The organism is Pirellulales bacterium (genome assembly GCA_019636345.1).
GTDB lineage: Bacteria > Planctomycetota > Planctomycetia > Pirellulales > Lacipirellulaceae.
In genome coordinates this window covers 591802-606134 of sequence record JAHBXQ010000001.1, presented here as the reverse complement: position 1 = coordinate 606134, position 14333 = coordinate 591802, and the positions used below count along the sequence as shown (strand labels likewise).

Below are 14333 nucleotides of genomic sequence, written 5' to 3'. Positions count from 1 at the left end.
TTCAGCATCTCCGCGAGATGAGCAGTGGTCCGCGACGTCGCCCGTCGGCGCGCAGACGCCACGACGGCCGGGTACGGAATCCCGTTGTGGGGATTTATCGGCCGTGCCGCTTGCGAAGAATGAATCAATCCCGAGAAGAATTCCGGTCGCAGAACACAGGCAAGATGGCGAGTATGGGAATCGCGACATTTCGCGACAGCACCGCCGGCGCCGCCTTATGCTGGCGCCGGAAGGACGTCCGCCTCGGCCAGAAGCAGAGACCGGCAAACGACCAGTCGCCAATCACCGACTCCCACGAGCTCGGCTCGCTTGGCCGTTGGCGATACTCCCGGTCTCCTCGCGCCCTTCATCTCAGCGCGGTCGCCTTCGAGCGAATCTCAATGGGCGCCCTTGGGCGAGCCGACTTCGGTCGTCATCGTCACCTCGAACCCGAGGTCGCGAATCATCTCGTAGTCGGCCTGCGGGGCTTGGCCCTTGGTCGTCAGGTAGTCGCCCACGAAGATCGAGTTGGCCGCGAAGAGCCCCAACGGCTGCAAGCTGCGGAGCCGCAGCTCGCGCCCGCCGGCGATCCGCAGTTCGCGATCCGGGTTCACCAGCCGGAACATCGCCAGCACCTTGAGGCAGTAGTTGGCCGTCAGTTCCGACTGCCCCTCCAGCGGCGTTCCTTCGATGGGGTTGAGGAAGTTCACGGGGATCGACTCGACCCCGAGATCGCGCAGTTCCAGCGCCATGTCAACCACGTCCTGGGGCTGTTCGCCCATGCCGATGATCCCCCCCGAGCAGAGCTCCATCCCCGCGGCGCGAACCGCCTTGAGAGTTTCCACGCGGTCGGCGTAGGTGTGGGTCGAGCAAATCTTCTCGTAGTGGGCTTCGCCCGTGTTGAGATTATGGTTCACGCGATTGACCCCGCACGCGGCCAACCGTTGCGCTTGGTCGGGGGTCAGCAACCCGAGACACGCGCAGATGTCGAGCCCGTACTTCGACTTGATCTCGGGGACGATCGATTCGATCGCGGCGATCTCACGCTCGTTGGGCCCGCGGGCCGAAATGACGATGCAGTACGTCTTGGCCTGCCGCTCGGCCGCAGCCTCGGCGCCGGCCAGCAATTGCTCGCGGTTGAGCAGGTTGTAACGCGGGATTTCCGCTTCAGAGACCTTCGACTGCGAACAGTATCCGCAGTCTTCGGGGCAGAGCCCGCTTTTGGCGTTCATCAGGAAATACAACTGCACCGTTCGGCCGAAGTGTCGCCGCCGCACCCGGTACGCCGCCGCCAGCAGCTCGAGCACCTCCTCGTCCGGTGCTGCCAGGATCGCCCGCGCGTCGGCGGCGTCGAGTTGTTCTCCCGCCAGGACGCGGTCGGCGAGCAGGTTCCAATCGGTTGCGGAGGACTGGGCGAGGGAGCCGGCGGGGGAGGCGAGTTGCGTCATGTCGGAGGGATCGCTCAACAAGGAAGTCGGAAAGAGTTGACGACGTACCACGGCCGCCGGCACGACCGCGAGGACGTATTGTCGCACAGCGCCCGACCGGCGACAACTCACCCTCGCCAGGGAAGGCTGGCAGGGCGCCTGCGCTCGCCCCCAGCGATCCGCCTCTCCGATCTTCCGACGGCGTTGGCATCCTCGCGGCGACCTGTCACAATCCAAGGGCCGGCACGACACGTCCTGACACGCACCACCACGGCGATTGCCGCCGCCCCATGGGTTATCACCTCGTACGCTACGGAGTCCTGGGCGCCCTCGGCCGATTCTCGGCCGCGGGGGCGGTGCGCTATCCGCGCCGGTCCCGGGTCGTGGTCCGCAGTTCGCGCGGCCTGGAACTGGGCGAGATCGTCGCCGAGCCCGAGTCGCACGACGAGGCTGCGGACGCCGAAGGCCAGATCTTGCGCCGCATGACCGTCGAGGACGACCTGCTGCAGGCGCGGCTCGAAAAACATCGCCACGAGGCGTTCGCCGCCTGCGAGCAACTGCTGGCCGAGCACAACGTCCCGGCGGCGCTCGTGGACGTCGAGCACCTGTTCGACGGGCAGGGGCTCTACTTCTATTTCCTTGGCGACCCGCCGGCCGAGGCCGCGGCGATCACGGCGCAACTGGCCGAGACCTACGAAGCGGCCGTCGAATTCCGCCGCTTCGCCGACACGCTCACCGAAGGCTGCGGCCCAGGATGCGGCACCGATGAAGCGAAAGGGCAGGGGGGCTGCAGCACCTGCACCAGCTGCGCCGTCGCCAGCGCGTGCGCAACGGCGAAAGCGAATCGTTGAGCGGGAAGCTCAGGCAAAGACGCTGAGCACGCGGAGGAGACGCCGAGTCATGCAGGAGATCGTGAACCGCAAGCTGTGGATCGGCAATGCACGGGACGCGCGAGACGTGGCATTGCTGAATCGACACGGCATGACAACAGTCGTTGATCTGGCGGCTGAAGAGCCGCCGGCCGTGCTGCCGAGGTCGATGTGTTACTTGCGCTTCCCGCTGCACGATGACGGCAACAATCCCACTGAAGCACTGAATTGCGTGGTGCAGTGCATTTTGGAACTGCTGCGACCAGCGGAGTCTCGCACGCTCGTCGCGTGCAGCGCCGGCATGAGTCGCTCACCGGCTATCACGGCGGTCGTCTTGCACCGCCATGGCGGCGGTCGACTCGACGATTGGCTGCCCTACCTTGATGGCAAAGTTGCCTGTGATATCTCACCGGCGCTGTGGCGATCACTTGCCGCTTTGCCGTAGCGACGCGTGCTGCTTGCCGCCGTCTCTGAGTCTTCCTCAGTTCCCTCCGCGCCTCCGCACGAGAGTCCTCCGCTCACTCGCCGAGTTCTCCCAGCGACGCGAGAAACTCGCTCATCTCGCCGGCGGCGTGGGCGTTGCCTTGGGCGCGGGCCGCTTCGATGCCGTTGCGCAAGATTGTCCGGGCTTCGGCAACGCGGCCCAGACGCGTCAGCTGCTGCCCCGCCATGAAGTACGCCGGGACGTAGGGGGGCTCGTCGCGCATCAGTTCGTCGAGCCGGACAAGGCTCGCCTCGTTGTCTCCCTCCTTGTCCAACTCCATCGCCAAGCTGTACCGCAGGAAGACGTCATGCGGTTCGTCGGCGAGCATCGCTTCGATTTTTTCACGCCGTGTCATAGTTCCCCCGCGATCCGAAGCAGTCGGCCCTCGTTCTCCTCGGAGCCCCACGCAGCCGCGTAGAGGACGCCGTCGGGGCCGAACGCCAACGACATCGGCCGCAGGAGCGAAGCAATCTTCACGGGCCGGCACGCTTGCCTGCCAGCGACCATCGCGGCGTCGATGCGGTACACGCCCCCCGCGGTCGGGTCGGCCCACGACGCATCGGCCGCATAGAGCTGTCCGCCGGGACTGTACGCCAGCGCGACGACGTCGCGCAGCCCGCACGGCAACGCGAGCGCCTTGGCGCCAGTGCGCGGACTGAGAAACGCGATCTCGCTGTCGGCCTGCGGCCCCGGCTCGCCGGCCGTACCCGCCACCACGTACGGCGAGTCGGGAGAGAAGTTGATCGCGAGCGCCGTCGGCGCGCTCGCCTGCGGCAGCTTGGCGAGTGGAACGAACTGCTGCAAATCGGTCAATTGGTTGGCGGCGAGCGAGGCTTTCAGGACGAGCGACGGCGTCGCTCCCGGCGCTTCAGGCCCCGCGGCGAACAGCGCCTTGTCCTCCAAAAGGGCGAGCGAGAACAATCCGGTCCCGGCCGGCGAACCGCGCACCGGGCCTGCCGCGTGGTCAGGCGCGCCGTACTCCGCTGGTGCGACCTCGTCGATCGAGTAGACGCGAATCGCCCCCGAGCCGGCCTCGGCGACGGCAAGCTTCGCCCTGGTCAGAAACGCGGTCCCCAACGGCCCGAGGTTCGCCCCGCCAAGGGACGGCACGGTGCGCGTCGGAAACCCGATGATTGCCGGGATCGGCGCCGGGGAGTCGTCGAGGTCGACGCGCACGACGCGGCCCGCCCCCGCTTCGGAGAAGTAAAGCACGGCCGGAACGCCTTCCGGGGCTCCCGGCCGGAACGCCAACCCGCACGGCCGGGCGAGTCCGGCGACGACTGGTTCCGCATGGAACTGTTCGGTTTCGTCAGCCGGGTCGGCGAACGACTCCCAAGGGGTCTTGGTCTCCGCGGAGCGAGACGACGTAGCCGACGCGACAACCGACAGCAAACAACTCACAAGCAGGAACCGGATCATCGAGTTCGCTCACAAAAAACCAGCGCCGAGGCCTCGGCACGCAAGCGGTTGGCATGGACGCGAGCCGCGGCGCGTCCGCTCGCGGAGCCCCGCTCGCTCTCACCCGGCATGGGCCGCTTCGTACGCCGTAATCTTGTCTTCGAGCTGGAGCGTGAGCCCGATGTCGTCGAGCCCGTTCAGCAGACAATGCCGGCGAAACGGCTCGACCTCGAACGCGGCCGAAAAGCCGTGCTCGTCGCTCAGCGTGCACGACTCAAGATCGGCGGTCAGTTTGTAGGGGGCATGCCTTGCGGCCCGTTGGAACAAGTCCTCGACCTGCGCTTCGCTGAGCTTGATCGGCAACATGCCGTTCTTGAAGCAGTTGTTGTAAAAGATGTCGGCGAACGATGGCGCCACGATCACACGGAAGCCGTAATCCTCGAGCGCCCAGGGGGCATGCTCGCGGCTCGACCCGCAGCCAAAGTTGCGACGGGCCAAGAGCACGCTCGCGCCCGTCGCCTCCGGCTTGTTCAGTTCGAAGTCCGGATTCGGCGATTCGTCGTCGAGCCGGGCCCAGTCCCAAAACAGGAACTCGCCGAACCCGGTCCGCTCGATCCGCTTGAGAAACTGCTTGGGAATGATCTGATCGGTGTCGACGTTGGCCCGATCGAGGGCGACGACGAGGCCGGAGTGGGTGGTGAAAGGTTTCATAGCGAATGACTACAGGATTGACGGATTGTGCAGCAGATTGGTACGACGCGGAGCTTGCTACCACTCCCGCACGTCGACAAAGCGCCCCGCGACCGCGGCGGCGGCGGCCATCGCGGGGCTCACCAGATGGGTGCGTCCCCCCTTGCCCTGGCGGCCCTCGAAGTTGCGGTTGCTCGTGGACGCGCACCGCTCGCCCGGAGCAAGTTTGTCGGGGTTCATCGCCAGGCACATGCTGCAGCCCGCCTCGCGCCAGTCGAAGCCCGCCTCGCGAAAGATCTTGTCGAGCCCTTCGGCTTCGGCTTGCTGCTTCACCAGCCCGCTCCCCGGGACGACCATCGCGTGGACGGTCGAGGCGACTTGGCGCCCCTTGGCCACCGCAGCGGCGGCTCGCAGGTCCTCGATCCGGGCGTTCGTGCAACTGCCGATGAAAACGCGGTCGAGCGTCAGATCGGTGATCGGCTCGCCTCCCTTGAGCCCCATGTACTCAAGCGACTGGGCGGTCGTCTTCTGGTCGGTCGCGTCAGAGAAGTCGGCCGGCGTCGGCACTGTCGCCGTCACCGAGGCGACCTGGCCGGGGTTGGTCCCCCAGGTGACCTGCGGTGCGATGTCGGCCGCTGCGAACGACAGCGACTTGTCGTATTTGGCGCCCGGGTCGGTGGGAAGCAGCCGCCATGCGGCGAGCGCCTGCTCCCACTTGGCCCCGGCGGGGGCGAAGGGGCGACCCTTCAGGTACGCAAACGTCGTCTCGTCGGGGGCGATCATCCCGGCCCGGGCGCCCGCCTCGATCGACATGTTGCAGACCGTCATCCGGTTTTCCATTGTCAGGCTGCGGACCGCCTCGCCTGTGTACTCGATGCAGTACCCGGTGCCGCCGTCGGTGGTGATCTGACCGATCAGGTACAGCACCAGGTCCTTGGCGGTCACGCCGCGGCCCAGGGCGCCGTCGACGCGCAGTTCGAGCGTCTTGGGCTTGTACGCAAGCAGCGTCTGCGTCGCCAGCACGTGCTCGACCTCGCTGGTGCCGATGCCGAAGGCCAATGCCCCGAACGCGCCGTGGGTCGAGGTGTGGCTGTCGCCGCAGACGATCGTCATCCCCGGCTGCGTGTAGCCCAGTTCGGGTCCCATGACGTGGACAATCCCTTGCCGGGCGTCTCCCAAGTCGTAGTGGGTGATGCCGAACTCGCGACAGTTGTCGCGCAGCGTGTCGATTTGCTGCTTGGAAATCGGATCGGCGATCGGCAAGCTGCGGTCGGTCGTCGGCACGTTGTGATCGGCGGTGGCGACGGTCCGCTCCGGCCGGCGGACTTTGCGCCCTGAGAGCCGCAACCCCTCGAACGCCTGGGGACTGGTCACCTCGTGCACCAACTGCAGGTCGATGTACAGCATGGTCTGCCGACCCTCCTCGGCATGGACGACATGGTTGTCCCAGATCTTCTCAAACAGCGTTCGCGGGGCGGGGAAGGGCATGGGTCCAGATTCTCTCGGGGATGGCGATCGCATACAGGCGGCCGCGTCCGGGTCGCGGCAAGCCCTTCATCTTAAAGCAGGCGGCGGGCCGAACAAGGCAACACGCCGCCGCAGGCGGGTTTCCGCGAAACTCGCCGGGCGCCGGAGGGAAAAACCGCCTCCGGAAAGCCTCACACCGCGGCCATTTCGGCAGCTTCTTCGGCCAGGGCCTTGCGCTGCGGGCAGCCAAAGTCGCGCCACCACTGGCAGGCGATCTGGCTCGACCAGGTCTCGTCGGTCTCAATCGCCTCAAGGGCCGCGCGGAGCTCTCCGGCGCTTTGAAACCGATCGTCGGGGCGCTTCTCCAGGCAGCGGAGAATCGCCTCCTCCAGGGCCGGGGGCAACTCGGGCCGCAACATCCGCGGCGGCTCGGGGTCCTCGGCCGCGTGGGCCACCAGCACCTTGATCGCCGACGCATGAGCGAACGGAGGCCGGCCGGTCGCCATGAAGTACATCACCGCGCCCAGCGAGTAAACGTCGCTGCGGGCGTCGATTGCATCGCCGCCCGTCGCTTGTTCAGGCGACATGTACAGCGGCGAACCCGTGATGGCGCCCTCCTGGGTCAGCCCCGAGTCGGTCGTGTCGGCGATCGGCTTGGCGAGCCCGAAGTCGAGCAGCTTCGCCACGTCGAAGAGCCCGCCCCGATAGGCGCAGTAGATGTTCGCCGGCTTGATGTCGCGATGGATCAGCCCCTGCTCGTGAGCCTCGGCCAGCGCGTCGCACACCTGCCGCATCAGGTGAATGATCCGCGCCGCCGGCAGAGGCCCGTGGGCGTTGACCAGCTCGCCGATGTTGTGCCCAGGCAGGAATTCCATGACGTAGTAGAACGTGCCGTCCTCGGTCCGGCCGTAATCGTAAATGTCAATCGAGTTCCAATGGGACAGCTTGGCGGTGGCCCGCACCTCGCGTTCGAACCGCGCCAGCACCTTGGGATCGCCCGCCTTCTCAGGGCGGATGATCTTGATCGCGCAGGGACGCTTCATCATCTGGTGCTCGGCCAAGTAGACCTCGCCCATCCCGCCGGAGCCGAGCATTCGCTTCAGACGATACTGACCAAGCTGCTTCGCGACGAACGCCTCGCGTCGCAGCGAGTTGATCGAATGGACCCCGACCACGCCCACGACGACCGACAGGGCCATCATCAGAAAATGCTCAGTGAAGCTGCCGCGAAACTCGGGAAGCGTCACCAACTCGGCGAACTGCGGCAAGCGGAAATAGGCGACCGCCATGACGATGATCGGAGCCGCCCCCATGGCGCCTAGCACGATCGCCGCGCGCCGCCACCGGTTGGGAACCAGCAAGGCGTAGCAAAAGATCAGCAGGGTCCACGCCCCCACGACGTTGGGGATGTGCGAATGACCGTCGGTGAGGCTCGAGCACAGCGACAGCTTCTGATAGTTCAGGACGATGAAGAACGCGGCCGGCACGCCGAATACGATCGCCTCGGCCACCCGGAGCGCGGTCATCGACAGGTCGCACTTCGCGCACAGTTTACGCGCCGCGAGGGCCAAGATCCCGGTCACGGCGATGTGTGCGACGAAGATCGTCAGCCGCTTGTCGCTGACATGCTCGGCCAACGGGTAAGCGAACAGCGACCAAACCAGAAACGTCGCGAACCCGCCGAGCAGCAGGCAGGCGACGATCCGCAACCGGCGGCGCAGCAGGGTTCGCGTCTCGCTGCTCATGTGAGGGGTCGAGCCCTCGACCAGCGCCACGCGCCGGTGGGCCGACTGTCTCAGTCGGCCGGTGCTCCCCAGCGTGCCGTCCGAACTGCCGCCGTCGAACAAACGCCGGCGGCGCGAGGTCTGCCCTGCGATTCGTTCCAAGGCGTCGGGCGAGGCCTCGATCGTCTCGGCATTGGCCAATTCGGGTTCCGAGTCGTCCACGACCGGGTCCTTATCCCAAGGGCGCCCGCCGGCAAGCCGGGCGCGGCGGGCGGGGCGCCGCGGGTCCCGGGGGAGCGCGATTTGTCCATCTTACGCACTTCAGACCCTGCGGGGCAGGGCGGAGTTCGCCCCGATTGTGACCGGTCGCGCAAACCTTCCCGGGAAGGCCGATCTGACGGCTGGGAGCACGCGTCCGCGGCCACCTGCCTCCTGAGCCGCAATCCCTCGAGGTTCCCCCGCGTCAAACCCGCGGCGATTCCTCGGCCAGTTTGTGCAACATCGCCGTCAGTTGGGTGCGGACTTCCTCCATGATCGGGTCAGGTTCGCCTTTCGGCGCCCGCTCCGCCGGCACGGGAATCGCATCCCCCGCTTGCACGATTGCATGCAGGGGGCCGTGCACGGTCAGCCGGGAGGTGAAATCCTCCTCGAACCGCTCGACCGTCTCGAGGATGTGCTCGGGAACGTTCTTCTGCGACATCCGCACGTAGTTCCGCGGATAGTGCGACATCTGCTGGACGTAGAAGCAGGCGGCCAACTCCTTGCGCCGTTCGTGCTTCTCGGCTTCCGTGAGATTGCCGTTGATCAGCCCCGGCAGGATCGCCGTACGGAGGTTCTTGACTCGCGCGACGACTCCCGATTCTCGTTCACGGATGCCCCACTTCTGCTCCAAATTGGCAAGCACGTCCTCGATCAGGTTGTCGACCCGCTCGTAGAAGTCGCCCGTGCGGGCGTAGCCGAAGTACTCGATCTCCTTTAGCGACAACAGCGCCTGGGCGATTTGGCGGATTCGCTCGATCAGCGTCTTGTCCTTTTGCGGATGCCAGGCGAAGTGGGATTCGATTTCCTCCAAGACCGGCGTGACCGACTTCTCGAGATCGCCGCGGAAGAAGTACCGAATCGCCACGGGATGGATGACGACGCTGCCGCGGTGGTCCGCCTTCTCGCGGCGCTTCGCCGCGGTGCGCGCGATGAACGACACGCCGTCCATGAACGGCATCAGGACGTCGTTGTGCCGCGAGACGGCGCCCTCGGCGAACACGACCAGCGGTCGCTGGGCCCGCACCAGGATGTCGATCGCCGTTTCCAGGGCCTGCCGATCCGCGCCCTCGCGATACAGGCTGAACGCCCCGATCCGCCGCAGCATGAACCGGCTCAGCCAGTCCTTCTTGAACAAATGCCAGGACGCCATCGCGTGCATATGCCGCCCCGTCTCGCGCACCAGTCCCGTGAAATTCAGCGGGTCGGACAGCCGGCTATGGTTCGGCGCCACCAGCACGCCGTGCCCCGCGTCGAGCGACGCCTTCATCTTGAAGGCGTCCCGAGTCTCGACCGAGTGAACCCCGTAGGTCTTGCGGATGAACCCCGGCACGAGCAAGGCGACCGCCTTCGGCCAGAAACTGCTGTAGACCGGCGGGATGAACTGATAAGGTTCCTCGACAATCACGTCCGGCATGAAAGTGCTCGCGGCAATCGGCGAATCAGGCGATGAAACGTCTCCGAGCCGGCGGCAGTCGGCACGAACTCGGCCCAGGCCGCAAGGACGACCTTATCCGCAAAGATAATCAACCCTGGGCCCGACTGCCCAGACCGGCCTCGCGGCAGCCGATAATCAAAAGGCTTCTGCAATGGGGGCGAGCGGGGGGTACGCCCTTCGTCCGCCCCGGCGGAAGCGATTTTGAACAGCTTCCGCAGAAAACGCCCCGCATGGCTGGCAAACCGCTCAAGAAGAAGCTCGTCCCCCGTCGCGAAAGCGCCGTCGCCGACGCTGCCCGGTGGCAGGAGTCGTTCGCGGACTATCTGCGGACCGAGTGTCATCTGGCCGGCAACACCGTGGCGGCCTACGCCCGCGACTTGCGACGGTTTTACGAATGGCTCGCCGGGCGACGGCTAACCAAGCTCGCGGTGAGCGAACTGGCCGGCTACTCGGGCTGGTTGACGGAACAGGGGCTCGCCGCGGGGAGCGTCGCCCGGCATGTCGCGTCGCTGAAGGTGTTTTTCCGTTACCTGCAGCTCGAAGGGGCGATCGTCGACAACCAAGCCGAACTGCTGAACTCCCCCAAGCTTTGGCAGCGGGTGCCGCACGTCATGTCGGTCGGCCAGGTCGACCGCTTGTTGACCGCCCCGCGCAAGGCCGACCCCGGTTGGCGTCGCGATCGGGCCCTGCTCGAGGTGCTCTACGCCACCGGCTGCCGGATCTCGGAAGTCACGAATCTCGAGATCCGCGATCTTCACCTTCGCGAGCGCAACCTCCTCTGCCGAGGCAAAGGGGACAAGCAGCGGATCGCCCACCTGGGGGACCGCGCCGTCGCGGCGATCGAGGTCTATCTCGCTGAACAGCGGCCTGCGGCGGCGGCTAAGCGCACCCCCCCGTCGGAACGACTGTTCCTCTCCGCCCGCGGCGGTCCGTTGCGTCGCGAACGGGCGTGGGAACTGGTCAAGCGGTACGCGGCCCGGGTCGGCGCCCCGCCGGAGATCAGCCCCCACTCGCTGCGGCACAGCTTCGCCACCCACCTGCTGGCCGGCGGCGCCGACCTTCGCCGCGTCCAGGAGATGCTCGGCCATGCGAGCATCGCGACGACGCAAATCTACACCCACGTCGACCATACGCGGCTGAAACGAGTCCACGAGCAGTTTCACCCGCGGGGGTAGGGAAGGCGACAGGGGTCGAAGGGCAAACTCGCGGCGGCGTCGCCTCGCCGATCCTCGCCCTCTCTTTCGTCACTTCCCCGTCGGGGCGAAGCGGACCCGTTCGATCAGCTTGATCGGTTCCTTCTGTCCCGGCTCAAAATAGCCGCTGATCGCGGTGATCGCGTTGATGACGTAGCGATACTTGAGGTCATAGTCGCAATCGAGCTCGACCTCCTGGTCGGTCGACCCCGGCCCCGCCGAGTCGTCGATCATCGCCCGAATCCGGGCCTGGAGTTGGCCGAAGGGGTTTTCGCCGGTGATCGCGGCGTCCCCAAGTTCGACCCCGGCCAGTTCGCGGTTCTCGCCGGCCCGCAATCGGACGCGGATCACCGGCGTCTCGCTCGGCTGGGCCGACTCCCCCGCCGCCGCCGGCATGCGAATGTTGAAATCCCCCTCGGGCAGCACGATCTTGAACGTGAACACGAAGAACACCAGCAGCTGAAACACGATGTCGATCATCGGCGTCATCTGCAGCACGATGTGCTCGCGGCGATCGGCGTGGCGAATCTTCATGCGTCGCTCTGATTAACCACGAGGGCAAGAAGGACAATGGACCGCTGATTTGTCGCGAGCAGCCCCGAGCAGGCCGGCACGGCCACGACCGGATCTCTCAATCGTGCTTGTGATCGGGCGCCTTTGCGGTTGCCTGGAGAGAATGTCATTGCGCCCGGATTGTCGGCGCCTGGGCGCTCTTGCCGCGCAGAGCGAAACGTTCGAACTGCAGTTCCTGACACTCCTGGATCACTTCCTGCACCAGCCCCGTGCGAGCGTTTTCGTCGGCGCGAATGATGATCGTCGCGTCGCCGATTTTCTTCGAGGTGTGCCGCTGAATGATCTGCGTCTCGCGCAGCAGCGCCGCCCGCAAATCCTCCATCGACGGCAACAGCGCCCCGCCGAAGATAAAGTCTCCTCGTTCGGTCAGATGGATCGTGAGCGGCTCCTCGTACGGCGCCTTGGGCGGATTGGCCAATTCGCTCTCGGGAAGATGGATCCGCTGGTCCTGCTCGGTGTCCGAGAAATTGATCACGAGCATAAAGAACGCGATCAACTGAAACGCCATGTCGATCATCGGGGTCATGTCCCCCTCGACGACCTCGGCGGAATGGCGTTTGGCGAGACGCATGTGCAGGAAAACGGGGGAGAGGTCCGAGAAGGAGACGGGAAGCGACCGCTAGCCGGCGGCGACCGCGTTTATTTCTCAGGCGGCTTCTGGAAGCGGCTCATCAGACCTTCGCTGACGATGCCTGTCTCCAGCACCAGTCGGGCGACCTTGTTGCGGAGGATGTTGTAGGCCGCGAGCGCGGGGATGGCCAGCGCCAACCCCACCAGCGTCGTGAACAAGGCCGTCGACACCCCCTCGGCCAATTCCTGCGGATTAGGCGTGCCTGTGGCCGTATTGGCGATCGTTCGGAACGACGAAATCATGCCGCTCACCGTCCCCAGCAACCCGACCATCGGGCTCAGCGAACCGATCAGGGCGAGGTAGCTCAAGCGGTGCTCCATCCGCATGTTTTCCTCCTCGCCGACTTCTTGCATCCCCTCGAGCGCGTGATCGTACCCTTGCGACACGCGGGCCAGCCCAGCGGACAGGACGTGCCCCAGCAGCGATTCGTCGGCCTTGGCCAAGTCGTACGCCTCCTGATACTGCTTGGCGTTCAGATGCTGTTCGAACGCGCTGACGAGTTCCGTCGGCAAGACGTTCTCGCGCCGCGCGGCCAGCAGATTCATCACGAACAACGCCACCAGACTGAACGACAACCCCAGAAAGACGATCGCGTAAAACCAGCCCAGCGAGCGGAACGACCATTGCAGGTAGCTCACGTCCCCCCCGCGGCTCGTCGCGCCGGCTCCGACGGCGTCCTGCTCGGCCGTAACCGCCGGGGCCCCCCCTTCCTCCTGGGCCTGTGCCGGCGGCGCGCCGGTCGCGACGAGCAGGACGGCGACCGCCCCCGCGGCCAAGGCGAGACGCCCTGCGGACAGGATCAACCCACCCCGACACCAACTGGCAACTGCGCGTGAATTCATAGTCAAGTCAGACGGGGTTGAAGGGAACGCAGACGAACGGCTCGCACCGGCGAGCCCGGTCCGACGACCGTGGCGCCGCCGGCAAGCGATCAATCTAATGTCGAGGCCCGCCATGGCCAACCGCGAGTTGGCCGAATCACTTCTCCCCCGCCCAGCGGCTGTCGGGGTAGCTCTTGGCCAACCGATCGGCAGCGTCGCGGCCGCGCGACTCCTGCCCCGCGGTCTTCCACAGCTTGGCCAACTGCGACAAGGCCCGGGCGTGCTCGTCGCCGCTGGTCGCGAACAGCAGGTCGACGTGCAAATAAGCGAACAGGGCGCCCTGGGCGTCGCCGCTCCGCTGATAGGCGTCCCCCAATGCGTTGTACGCGCGGGCCAACACCTGCTCGTCCTCGTCGCCGGCCGCGGAGATGATCTTGCCGATCGTTGCGGCGGCCTGCTTCGGATCCCCCGCGGCCGCCTGGCTCACGGCCCGGTCGAGCGTCGCGGCCAGCCGAATCGGCGCTCCCAGTTGCCCCGGGGGCGCCCCGGCCAAAGCTTGGTCGTACTCGGTCAGGGCCTTGGTCGCGTCTCCCTCGGCCTGCCACGCCCGACCGACCAAATGATGCGACTTGGCCGCATAGTACTCGTTCTTCGCTTTGGCGAGTTTGGCGTACTCGTCCCGGGCGGCCGCGTACTGACCGTCGCGCAACAGCAGATCGCCGTAGAGCTCGATCGCCGCAGGAATCCGGTAGCTCGAACGATGCTGGGCAAGGAAGCCCCGCACCGCTGCGACCGCCTCGGGAAGTTCCTCTTGCCCCGCCAGGGCGAGCGCCGCTTGGCTCGCCGCGGCAAGGAACTGGGCTTCGGCCAGCACCTCGGCCCGGCGCGGGTTGGTCTTCGCCGCAGCAACGGCCGCGCCGTACGCATCGCGATACCGCCCCGCGGCCAAAGCGGTGCGGGCCGTGTTCAGTTCGGTCGGCTCGCCGGCGAAGCGGATCGACCGGATCTCCTCGGCGGGGACCGTCGACTCGACGCCGCTCTTGGAGATCGTCACCCCCAGCGGCGTGACGGCAGTGATCTCGCCCGTGTCGCTGCCGTTGCGGCGCTGGATCCGGTCGGCCGTCGACTGGGCCGACGCCTGTCCGACGACGCCCATGAGCGCAACCCACGCCCCCCCTGCGGCGACCATCCGCATCCGCGCTGACCTATGAATTCGCTGCATCAGTTTTCAATTCCTCCGTCGCCCGCGCTGGCGCGAATCCGAGCGATTGAACTCGATTATGTTCTCGTCGAACCTGGGATTGGTTGGAATCGCGAACGGCGCAAAAAACCGCGACTCTGCCGCAAGCGACGGCTTGCCTTCTCACGCTCTCACGTGCGA

The 14333-nt window shown here is 66.3% G+C and carries 14 protein-coding genes; 3 read left to right on the top strand and 11 right to left on the bottom strand.

What is annotated here, in order from left to right; translation table 11 throughout:
• Nucleotides 1-377: 377 nt before the first annotated feature.
• Nucleotides 378-1427 carry a biotin synthase BioB gene (gene bioB / locus KF688_02295; protein ID MBX3424487.1) on the bottom strand — a complete coding sequence of 350 codons (1050 nt, stop codon included), beginning with the start codon at nucleotides 1425-1427 and terminating at the stop codon, nucleotides 378-380.
• Nucleotides 1428-1696: 269 nt separating this feature from the next.
• On the opposite strand from bioB, the gene KF688_02290 reads away from it, so the two are divergent.
• A complete protein-coding gene (locus tag KF688_02290) occupies nucleotides 1697-2257 on the top strand; it encodes a hypothetical protein (protein MBX3424486.1) in 561 nt (186 codons plus the stop codon).
• 49 nt (nucleotides 2258-2306) lie between these two features.
• Nucleotides 2307-2720: a dual specificity protein phosphatase family protein gene (locus KF688_02285; protein MBX3424485.1), complete on the top strand. Its 414-nt coding sequence runs from the start codon at nucleotides 2307-2309 to the stop codon at nucleotides 2718-2720.
• A gap of 73 nt (nucleotides 2721-2793) precedes the next feature.
• On the opposite strand, the gene KF688_02280 is transcribed toward KF688_02285, so the two are convergent.
• From KF688_02280 to KF688_02255, 6 genes are all read right to left on the bottom strand, one after another.
• Nucleotides 2794-3114 (bottom strand): hypothetical protein, encoded by a 321-nt coding sequence (locus tag KF688_02280; GenBank protein ID MBX3424484.1) that lies wholly within the window; start codon nucleotides 3112-3114, stop codon nucleotides 2794-2796.
• The gene (locus tag KF688_02275) at nucleotides 3111-4178 is read right to left on the bottom strand and encodes a hypothetical protein (protein ID MBX3424483.1); all 1068 of its coding nucleotides are present in this window, start codon (nucleotides 4176-4178) and stop codon (nucleotides 3111-3113) included. The genes KF688_02280 and KF688_02275 overlap by 4 nt, the downstream gene beginning before the upstream one ends.
• 99 nt (nucleotides 4179-4277) lie before the next feature.
• On the bottom strand, nucleotides 4278-4868 hold the full coding sequence (leuD, locus tag KF688_02270; protein MBX3424482.1) for a 3-isopropylmalate dehydratase small subunit: 591 nt from the start codon (nucleotides 4866-4868) through the stop codon (nucleotides 4278-4280).
• Between the two features lie 57 nt (nucleotides 4869-4925).
• Nucleotides 4926-6335 (bottom strand): 3-isopropylmalate dehydratase large subunit, encoded by a 1410-nt coding sequence (leuC, locus tag KF688_02265; protein MBX3424481.1) that lies wholly within the window; start codon nucleotides 6333-6335, stop codon nucleotides 4926-4928.
• A 170-nt stretch (nucleotides 6336-6505) separates the two neighbouring features.
• Complete coding sequence (locus KF688_02260) at nucleotides 6506-8260, bottom strand: serine/threonine protein kinase (GenBank protein ID MBX3424480.1); 1755 nt, start codon at nucleotides 8258-8260, stop codon at nucleotides 6506-6508.
• 241 nt (nucleotides 8261-8501) lie between these two features.
• The gene (locus tag KF688_02255; protein ID MBX3424479.1) at nucleotides 8502-9713 is read right to left on the bottom strand and encodes a 1-acyl-sn-glycerol-3-phosphate acyltransferase; all 1212 of its coding nucleotides are present in this window, start codon (nucleotides 9711-9713) and stop codon (nucleotides 8502-8504) included.
• Between the two features lie 251 nt (nucleotides 9714-9964).
• Here KF688_02255 and xerD point away from each other — a divergent pair, with 251 nt between their 5' ends.
• Nucleotides 9965-10909, top strand: a complete 945-nt coding sequence (gene xerD / locus KF688_02250) for a site-specific tyrosine recombinase XerD (protein MBX3424478.1) — start codon at nucleotides 9965-9967, stop codon at nucleotides 10907-10909.
• Nucleotides 10910-10978: 69 nt separating this feature from the next.
• On the opposite strand, the gene KF688_02245 is transcribed toward xerD, so the two are convergent.
• From KF688_02245 to KF688_02230, 4 genes are all read right to left on the bottom strand, one after another.
• The gene (locus tag KF688_02245; GenBank protein MBX3424477.1) at nucleotides 10979-11461 is read right to left on the bottom strand and encodes a biopolymer transporter ExbD; all 483 of its coding nucleotides are present in this window, start codon (nucleotides 11459-11461) and stop codon (nucleotides 10979-10981) included.
• A 145-nt stretch (nucleotides 11462-11606) separates the two neighbouring features.
• Complete coding sequence (locus KF688_02240) at nucleotides 11607-12071, bottom strand: biopolymer transporter ExbD (protein MBX3424476.1); 465 nt, start codon at nucleotides 12069-12071, stop codon at nucleotides 11607-11609.
• 68 nt (nucleotides 12072-12139) lie between these two features.
• Entirely contained in the window at nucleotides 12140-12973 is an 834-nt protein-coding gene (locus tag KF688_02235) for a MotA/TolQ/ExbB proton channel family protein (protein MBX3424475.1), read from the bottom strand.
• Nucleotides 12974-13109: 136 nt separating this feature from the next.
• Nucleotides 13110-14174 carry a hypothetical protein gene (locus tag KF688_02230; protein MBX3424474.1) on the bottom strand — a complete coding sequence of 355 codons (1065 nt, stop codon included), beginning with the start codon at nucleotides 14172-14174 and terminating at the stop codon, nucleotides 13110-13112.
• Nucleotides 14175-14333 lie beyond the last annotated feature (159 nt).

Bases quoted from the DNA above. Each gene is read 5' to 3' on its own strand.
- bioB (MBX3424487.1), bottom strand. From the start codon at position 1,427: ATGACGCAACTCGCCTCCCCCGCCGGCTCCCTCGCCCAGTCCTCCGCA.
- KF688_02290 (MBX3424486.1), top strand. From the start codon at position 1,697: ATGGGTTATCACCTCGTACGCTACGGAGTCCTGGGCGCCCTCGGCCGA.
- KF688_02285 (MBX3424485.1), top strand. From the start codon at position 2,307: ATGCAGGAGATCGTGAACCGCAAGCTGTGGATCGGCAATGCACGGGAC.
- KF688_02280 (MBX3424484.1), bottom strand. From the start codon at position 3,114: ATGACACGGCGTGAAAAAATCGAAGCGATGCTCGCCGACGAACCGCAT.
- KF688_02275 (MBX3424483.1), bottom strand. From the start codon at position 4,178: ATGATCCGGTTCCTGCTTGTGAGTTGTTTGCTGTCGGTTGTCGCGTCG.
- leuD (MBX3424482.1), bottom strand. From the start codon at position 4,868: ATGAAACCTTTCACCACCCACTCCGGCCTCGTCGTCGCCCTCGATCGG.
- leuC (MBX3424481.1), bottom strand. From the start codon at position 6,335: ATGCCCTTCCCCGCCCCGCGAACGCTGTTTGAGAAGATCTGGGACAAC.
- KF688_02255 (MBX3424479.1), bottom strand. From the start codon at position 9,713: ATGCCGGACGTGATTGTCGAGGAACCTTATCAGTTCATCCCGCCGGTC.
- xerD (MBX3424478.1), top strand. From the start codon at position 9,965: ATGGCTGGCAAACCGCTCAAGAAGAAGCTCGTCCCCCGTCGCGAAAGC.
- KF688_02245 (MBX3424477.1), bottom strand. From the start codon at position 11,461: ATGAAGATTCGCCACGCCGATCGCCGCGAGCACATCGTGCTGCAGATG.
- KF688_02240 (MBX3424476.1), bottom strand. From the start codon at position 12,071: ATGCGTCTCGCCAAACGCCATTCCGCCGAGGTCGTCGAGGGGGACATG.
- KF688_02235 (MBX3424475.1), bottom strand. From the start codon at position 12,973: ATGAATTCACGCGCAGTTGCCAGTTGGTGTCGGGGTGGGTTGATCCTG.
- KF688_02230 (MBX3424474.1), bottom strand. From the start codon at position 14,174: ATGCAGCGAATTCATAGGTCAGCGCGGATGCGGATGGTCGCCGCAGGG.